A 6,082-nucleotide genomic window follows, 5' to 3' on the forward strand; every position below is an offset into this window, starting at 1 on the left:
GTCAGTGGAGGTCGTGCACGCCGATCGTGTAGATGCCGCGGCCGTGCGTGGCCGCGTACAGCGTCCGGCCGTCCGGGCCCAGCTTCAGCTGGAGTACGGCGACCGCCGGGAGGTTCCCGACGCGCTTCCAGGTCGTACGGCCCGGAGCGCGGTAGACGACGCCGAGGTCGGTGGCGACGGCGAGGCCGCCGTTGGCTGTGACGACCGCCGAGTCGGTCGGCACGTCGGGGAGGTTCTTCGAGATGTCCTTCCAGGTGGTGCCGCCGTCGGTGGACTCGAAGACGTGGCCCACACCGGCGCCGGGACCCTCGGTCCAGTGCCGGGAGAAGCCGTTGACCGCGAGGTAGACGTGGTCGGCGTTCTTCGGGTCGATCGCGAAGCCGGAGAGGTAGCGGTTGGGTACGGTGCCGTCCGCGCCCGTGCTCGGCAGGGTGATGTCGTGCCAGCCGGTGCCGTCCGCGTTGCCGACGGAGATGCCGCGCGCGAAGCCCTGGTTGTTGCAGGGGCCGCACCAGGCCGCGTACACCTTGCCGCCCGAGGCCGCGACGGCGGTCGCGGTGCGCCCGGCGCCGAGGTCGTAGACGCTCTTCCACTCCGAACCGCTGCGGATGGCGTAGCCGTTCGTCTGGACCCAGATGTGCCGGCCGCCGGCGATCCAGGTCGAGCTGTTCTTCATGTCGGCCGTGATCGGGGCGATGAAGCGGGCCTCACCGGTGGCGTTGTCGGCGGGGGCCACGTTGTACGACGTGATCTTGCTCGGGTCGGTGACCCAACTCCCGTCGTTGATCGCGCAGTTCTGGGTCACCTGGATGGCGAGGTAGACGTATTCCTCGGCCATGTTGCAGCCGTTGGCCGGGTCGGTGAGGGTGTCGCCGCCGTCGCCGCCGAAGTTGGAGCCCATGACCTTGTCGTTGCTGCGCAGGATCGACTGGCCGTTGTCCTGGAGGCCGCCGGTGACGGAGACGCCGCCGTAGGTCAGGTCCTTGCCGACGCCCACCGAGTAGTACTGGAGGGTGTCGATGGTGCCGTCGTTGAGCGAGGTCCAGTCGGTGGCGTGGCCGGAGGCGTCCTGGGAGCCGTTCAGCGGGCGCTTGTAGACACCGCCGTCGTTGCCGACGTAGACGAAGCTCTTGCCGTGGTAGCTGCCGATCGCCACGCCGTGCTGGTCGGAGTGGGTGGTCGGGTTGCAGTCGCCGGTCTGCTTGGTGGGGTCGATGCTCCAGCAGGGGAAGCCGAAGTTCCAGTACGGGCCCACGGTCGACCAGTTGGTGCCGCCGTCCTTGGTCTCGTAGACCTCCTCCAGGCCCGCGTAGACGTGCTTGGCGTTCGCCGGGTCGACGGTCAGGAACTGGTTGTACCAGGCCTGCACGCCGGGCATGTAGCCGCTGGAGGTGAGCGCCGAACCGTCGGCGGCCAGGCCCTTGTAGTCGGCGATCTTCGTCCAGGGGCCGGTCGGGGAACCGGACTTGGAGACGTAGATGCCCTCAAGACCGCTGTCCGGGTTGGTGTTCAACTGCTCCGGGGACTGGTCGATGGCGTAGTAGCGGGAGCCGTCGGCGGAGCGGGCGAAGGTGACGTTGCCGACGTTGTCCGCGTCGGCGGGCAGGTCGCCCAGGCCGCTGGTGATGCGGGTCCAGGTGCCGTTCACCTTGGTGTAGAAGCCGTTGTAGTCGTCACCGCTGCGCCAGCCGACCGCGAGGACCACCTTGGAGGGGTTCTTCGGGTCGATCGCGATGTCGTTGGCGATGTTCTTGTACGCGGCCGAGGCGTCGTTCGCGAGTGAACCGCCCGGCAGATAGTCGGGGTTGGGCGCGAACTCCAGCTTCCAGGCACCCTTGAGCGACTTGGTGGAGTGGCTCCACACGCCCTCGCTGGTCGCGGCCCACACCTTGCCGCCGCCGAAGCGCAGTTCGTGGACGGTCGTGGACTCCAGCTCGTCGCCGCCGACCCGGCTGCGGGTGGAGAACGTGCCGTGGCGGGGGTTCGTCAGGACGTAGACGCCGCTGCCGAGGTAGGCGTCCGCGTTGGTCGTCGCCTCGCCGGTGCCCAGCCACAGCCGTCCGGCGCCGTCCAGCGCGAGCGCGCCGGTGGACTGGGCGGGCAGCTTGTCGCTGATGGGCTGCCAGTGGCCGCCCCCGGACCGGGACCGCCACACTCCGCCGCCCGCGCTGCCCGCGTACACGTACCCGTCGTTGTCGGCGGCCATCGCCGCCATCCGGCCGGTCACATTGCCCGAGCCGCCGCTGGAGTTGGAGTCGTAGTCGCGGTAGCGCGGGTCGTCGGAGTTGTACGGCAGGTTGGTGATGTTGCGCCAACTGCCGCCGGTGCTCGGCAGGTTGGTCAGGTTCGTCCAGGCGGCGCCGTACGCGCCCGGTGCGACGATGCCGGGTGAGGTGCGGGCCTCGGCGTACTGGTCGGCGCCCTCGGCTATCTCGTCGGCCTCGTTGCCGTCGTCACCGCCGTCGTCGGCCTTGGCCTTGGGGCTGACCGTACCCACCGACTGCCCGCGTTCGGCGGCCAGTCGGGTCAGTGCGCGGACCCCGAAGGGGGTGCCGCCCGAGCCGGGCGCGGCGCCGGCGGGTATCGCCACGAGTGCGGCGGATGCTGTGATGGCACAGATTGTGAACCAACGTCTCTTGCGGGTCGGTTGTGACACCAGGTCCTCCCGAGCGGGCACGGATACAGCCGTCGGGGACGACCCGATCACCGGGAGGCGGAGGAGTCCGGCATTTGGCCCGCTCTTGACCAGAACCTGTCACTAGCGATGGCTGGAAGGCGACCGGTCCGTCGGAGCTCCGGGTCGGCGGGCGGCGGTCCGCGCGCGGGCCACGGTCGGCAGCACACCCGCGAGGACCAGTCCGACGGCGCCGGAGACCAGCAGCGGCAGGTGGCCGTCCGTGCCCCAGGCGAGCCCCGCCCACACGCCCGCGAGCAGGACGGCGGCGCCGGTGGCGCCCTGGTAGAGGCCCTGCGCGCTGCCCTGCTGGTGGTCGGCGACGAGCGTGGAGATCCAGGCCTTGCCGACGCCGTCGGTGCAGGCCGCGAAACCGCCGTAGAGCGGGAGGACGACGAACACCGCCCAGGGGCTGTGGATCAGGCCGAGGCCGAGGTAGCCGACCGCGAAGAAGAACAGGCCGGTGGCGAAGACCAGCGGGCGGGGGAGCCGGTCGGACAGGGCTCCGGCGGGGTAGGACAGGGCGGCGTAGACGAGGTTGTAGACCGCGTACGCGCCCACCACCCCGGCCGTCGACAGGCCCAGGTCGTGGGCGCGGAGCAGCAGCAGCGCGTCGGGGAAGTTGACGAGGTTGAAGACGAGCAGCACGGTGAGGACCCGCCAGTAGGGGCGGGGCAGGGACCGCCAGGGGGTACGGGCGGTGCGCGCGGGGGAACCGCCCGTCCTTGCGGTGCGGGGGTCGCGGACGGCGGCGACCAGCGCGACCGAGGCGACCGCCGGGATCACGGCGATCCAGAACAGCGGGCGCAGCCGGTGGTCCAGCGCCTCGTACAGCACCAGTCCGACCAGCGGGCCGACCACCGCGCCGGCGGTGTCGGCGGCCCGGTGCAGCCCGAACACCTTGCCGCGCTGTCCGTGCGGCACGCCCTCGACGAGCAGGGCGTCGCGCGGCGCCCCGCGCATGCCCTTGCCGAGACGGTCGGTGACCCTGGCGACGAGGACCAGCGGCCAGGCGGTCGCCAGCGCGATGAGCAGCTTGCCGACCGCGGCCAGGCCGTATCCCGCACCGATCAGCGGACGTCTGGCGAAACGGTCCGCCAGCCGCCCGGCGGCCACCTTGGTGAGCGAGGCGGCCCCCTCGGCCGCCCCCTCGATCGCGCCGACCACGGCGGGCGGCGCGCCCAGCACCACGGTCAGGAAGATCGGCAGGATCGGGTAGAGGAGCTCGCTGGCCGCGTCCTGGAGGAAGGACACCCCGCAGAGCACCTTCACGTTGCGGGTCAGCCACGCGGGGTGCTTGGGGTTCGAGGGGGCCTCGGTGGCCGGGTCGGTCACCCGTGCAGTATCCACGCCCGCGGTAAATGGGCGAGATCCACGTCCGCAGTAAATGGCCGAGCGCCGCGGGCCTCGGCGGCCCGGGGAACGGCCCGGCCGCTGGATAGGCTCGGGGGCGTGGAGCTGCGGGCGTTGTGGTGGGGATCGGCCGGGCTGGTGCTCGCCGTGCCCGGTACCTCGGTGCTGGTCGCGGGCGCGGGGCACGGCCCGCGACTGGCGGTGGCCCTGGCGCTCGTCCTCGTGCAGGTTGTCGCCCTGCGGTGGCAGGTGCGCGCGCCCGTCGCCGTACTGGCCGTGAACGCGGCGGCCGGGCTCGCGGTCTGGGCGCTGCTGCCCGCGGTGTCCCTGACGGGGGCGCTGCTCGCGGCGCAGGTCACGCTGTGCGTCCTGTCGGCCACCGCGCCGCGCCGGACGTCGCTGCGGGCGCTCGCCGCGATGTGCCTGCCGGCGCCGCTGGCCTTCGGGGCGGGCGGCGGCCCCACGGGGGTGACGCTGTATCTGCTGGCGGTGCTCCTCGCGTGGACCGCCGGGCAGTGGCGGCGGGCGCAGCGGGCCCGGACGGAGGCGGAGCTGCGCCGGGCCGTGGTGGAGGAGCGGGCGCGGATCGCGCGCGAGGTGCACGACCTGGTCGCGCACACCTTGTCCGTGATGGTCGTTCAGGCGGGCGCCGCGGACGACGTGTTCGACCGGCGGCCCGACCAGGCCCGGCAGGCGCTGCGGGCCATGGAGACCGGCGCGCGGTCGGCACTCGGTGAACTGCGGCTGCTGCTGCGGGCGTTCGGGCCGGAGGAGGTGGGCGACGAATCGGCCGGGGAGCGGCGGAAACCGGGGCCCACGCTCGCGCGCCTCGACGAACTCGCCGACAGCGTGCGCGCGACCGGCATGACCGTGCGCGTGCACCGTGAGGGCGTCCTCGACGGTCTGCCGGCCACCGTGGACCTGGCGGCGTACCGGATCGTCCAGGAGGCCCTCACCAACACGCTGCGCCACGCGGTCGGCGCCGACGAGGTGAGCGTGCGGGTGACCGCCGACGGTGAGTGCGTGGAGGTCACGGTGGTCGACAACGGCCTTACAGCACAAGGGAGTTCGGCCTCGGCGGGCGCGGGACGCGGGCTCGTGGGGATGCGGGAGCGGGTACGGCTGGTGGGCGGCGGTCTGCGGGCCGGTGCGCGGGCCGGCGGCGGGTTCGAGGTGGCGGCGCGGCTGCCGGTGGAGGGCGGGTCATGACCCTGCGGGTGGTGGTGGCCGACGACCAGGCCCTGGTCCGTACCGGATTCCGGATGATCATCGACGCCCGGGACGACCTGGAGGTGGTCGGCGAGGCCCCCGACGGCCGGGAGGCGGTACGGCTGACCCGGGAGCTGGCGCCCGACGTGGTGCTGATGGACGTACGCATGCCCGTGCTGGACGGCATCGAGGCGACCCGGCGGATCGTCGCGGAGGGCGGCCGCGCCCGGGTGCTGGTGCTGACCACGTGGGACGTGGACGCGCAGGTGGTCGCCGCGCTGCGGGCCGGGGCGAGCGGGTTCCTGCTGAAGGACATGCGCCCCGGCGAACTCGTCGACGCGATCCGGGTCACCGCGCGCGGCGACGCGCTGCTGGCGCCTGCCGTGCTGGGCCGGGTCCTCGACCGGTTCCTGAGCACCGCGCCCGACCAGGTGCCGCCGCCCGCGCTGCGCGACCTCTCCGGCCGCGAGCGGGAGGTGCTCACCCTGATCGGGCAGGCCCTGTCGAACGCCGAGATCGCCGAGCGGCTCCGGCTGTCCGAGGCCACCGTCAAGAACCACGTCACCGCGGTACTGCGCAAACTGGGCCTGCGCGACCGCGTCCACGCCGTCGTCGCCGCCTACGACCACGGCCTGGTCGAGCCGCGCCGCCCTTGACCGCCGGCTGCCTTCGCCCCGGCCTCCTGCGGGCCGCGCTGTTCTTGGCCGTCGGCCTGCTCCTCGGGGAGGGCATCGGGTCGCGCTGTTCTTGGCCGTTGGTCGTCTTCGACCTGGCTTGGTCTGGCTGCGCCGTTCTTGGCCGTCGGCCTGCTCCTCGGGGAGGGCATCGGGTCGCGCTGTTCTTGGC

The 6,082-nt window shown here is 72.8% G+C and carries 4 protein-coding genes; 2 read left to right on the plus strand and 2 right to left on the minus strand.

What is annotated here, in order from left to right; translation table 11 throughout:
* Position 1: 1 nt before the first annotated feature.
* Entirely contained in the window at positions 2 to 2,656 is a 2,655-nt protein-coding gene (locus tag ACWDEW_RS38445; RefSeq protein ID WP_450519351.1) for a glycosyl hydrolase, read from the minus strand.
* Between the two features lie 102 nt (positions 2,657 to 2,758).
* Positions 2,759 to 4,009, minus strand: coding sequence for an MFS transporter (locus ACWDEW_RS38450; RefSeq protein WP_450519353.1), 1,251 nt, complete (start codon positions 4,007 to 4,009; stop codon positions 2,759 to 2,761).
* Between the two features lie 117 nt (positions 4,010 to 4,126).
* Between ACWDEW_RS38450 and ACWDEW_RS38455 the strand changes: the two genes are divergently transcribed.
* Together ACWDEW_RS38455 and ACWDEW_RS38460 are read left to right on the plus strand one after the other, a co-directional pair.
* On the plus strand, positions 4,127 to 5,236 hold the full coding sequence (locus ACWDEW_RS38455; RefSeq protein WP_450519355.1) for a sensor histidine kinase: 1,110 nt from the start codon (positions 4,127 to 4,129) through the stop codon (positions 5,234 to 5,236).
* Positions 5,233 to 5,892 (plus strand): response regulator, encoded by a 660-nt coding sequence (locus tag ACWDEW_RS38460; RefSeq protein ID WP_450519357.1) that lies wholly within the window; start codon positions 5,233 to 5,235, stop codon positions 5,890 to 5,892. Before ACWDEW_RS38455 ends, ACWDEW_RS38460 begins: the two co-directional genes overlap by 4 nt.
* The last annotated feature ends 190 nt before the right edge of the window (positions 5,893 to 6,082 follow it).

The organism is Streptomyces sp. NPDC001100 (assembly GCF_053598575.1).